A 1618-nucleotide genomic window follows, 5' to 3' on the forward strand; every position below is an offset into this window, starting at 1 on the left:
TTACTCACAACCTTATCGTAATGATTTTGTTGTGGTGCAATTACAATAACCGGCATGTTTTCATCAATCAAAGCAATTGGTCCGTGTTTCATTTCGGCAGCCGGATATCCTTCTGCGTGTATGTACGAAATTTCTTTCAGTTTCAAAGCGCCTTCTAAAGCTACCGGGAAATTAAATCCACGACCTAAAAACAGGCAGTTTGGTGCATCTTTATAAATTTTAGCAATTTCTAAAATTCGGTCGTTTTCTAATAAAGCTTCTGCAACTTTTTCAGGAATCAATTCCAATTCAATCAAATTTCTTAAATAATCAGACTGTGACATGGTTCCTTTTGCTTTAGCCAAACGCAACGCGATTAATGCTAAAACAGTAATTTGTGTAGTGAATGCTTTTGTTGACGCTACTCCAATTTCCGGACCTGCGTGTGTATAAGCACCTGCATGAGTTTCGCGAGAAATAGACGATCCAACTACGTTACAAACACCAAATACGAATGCGCCTTTTTCTTTAGCCAATTTAATAGCTGCTAAAGTATCAGCCGTTTCACCAGATTGCGAAATTGCAATAACAATATCGTCTGCGTTGATGATCGGGTTTCTGTAACGGAATTCTGAAGCATATTCTACTTCAACAGGAATACGAGCAAATTCTTCAATCATGTATTCTGCAACCTGTGCAGCGTGCCACGATGTTCCGCAAGCCACAATAACAATGCGTTTTGCGTTGATGAATTTTGCCAGATTATCTTCAATTCCTGCCATTTTTATCAATCCTTGGTCGCTTAACAAACGTCCGCGGAACGTATCACGAATAACTTGAGGTTGTTCGTAAATTTCTTTCAACATAAAATGATCGTAACCGCCTTTTTCAATTTGCTCCAAATTTAACTGCAACTCTTGAACATACGGACTTACCTCATTGTCTGATTTTATCTTACGGATTTTTATCGGTTTGTGTAAACGGATAATCGCCATTTCTTCATCTTCCAAATAAATCGCATTATTTGTATATTCGATAAACGGAGAGGCATCAGAAGCTACAAAATATTCGCCTTCACCAATACCAATTGCCAATGGGCTACCTAAACGTGCCGCAACAATTTCGTTTGGCTTTTTAATATCCATAACGCAGATCGCGTATGCACCTACCACTTGGTTTAATGCAACCTGAACTGCCTTACCTAGTTTTAAGCCTTTGTTTTTCTGAATGTCTTCAATTAAGTTTACCAATACTTCTGTATCAGTATCAGACTTAAATGTGTAACCACGTTTGATTAATTCTTGTTTTAAAGGCTCGTAGTTTTCAATGATTCCGTTGTGAATAATCACCAATTCACCAGAATTTGAAAAATGTGGGTGCGAGTTTACATCGTTTGGAACTCCGTGTGTAGCCCAACGCGTATGCCCAATTCCCATTGATCCTTTAAAAGTATTTTCTTCTTCGGCTCTTTTCTCCAAATCAGAAACCTTTCCTTTAGTTTTGCTCGATATAAATTTTTCACCGTCGTATAATGCAACTCCGGCACTGTCGTATCCTCTGTATTCTAAACGCTTTAATCCTTTAATAATGATAGGATAAGCTTCTCTTGGTCCAATATAACCTACAATTCCACACATAA

At 37.9% G+C, this 1618-nt stretch carries 1 protein-coding gene; it reads right to left on the minus strand.

All coding sequences use genetic code 11. The annotated features are described in order from the left end of the window. Positions 1–1616: glutamine--fructose-6-phosphate transaminase (isomerizing) (gene glmS, locus F0460_RS16040; protein WP_150015114.1), on the minus strand; the 1616-nt coding region annotated here is incomplete at its 3' end. Positions 1617–1618 lie beyond the last annotated feature (2 nt).

This window comes from Paenimyroides baculatum (genome assembly GCF_008629655.1).
GTDB lineage: Bacteria > Bacteroidota > Bacteroidia > Flavobacteriales > Flavobacteriaceae > Flavobacterium > Flavobacterium baculatum.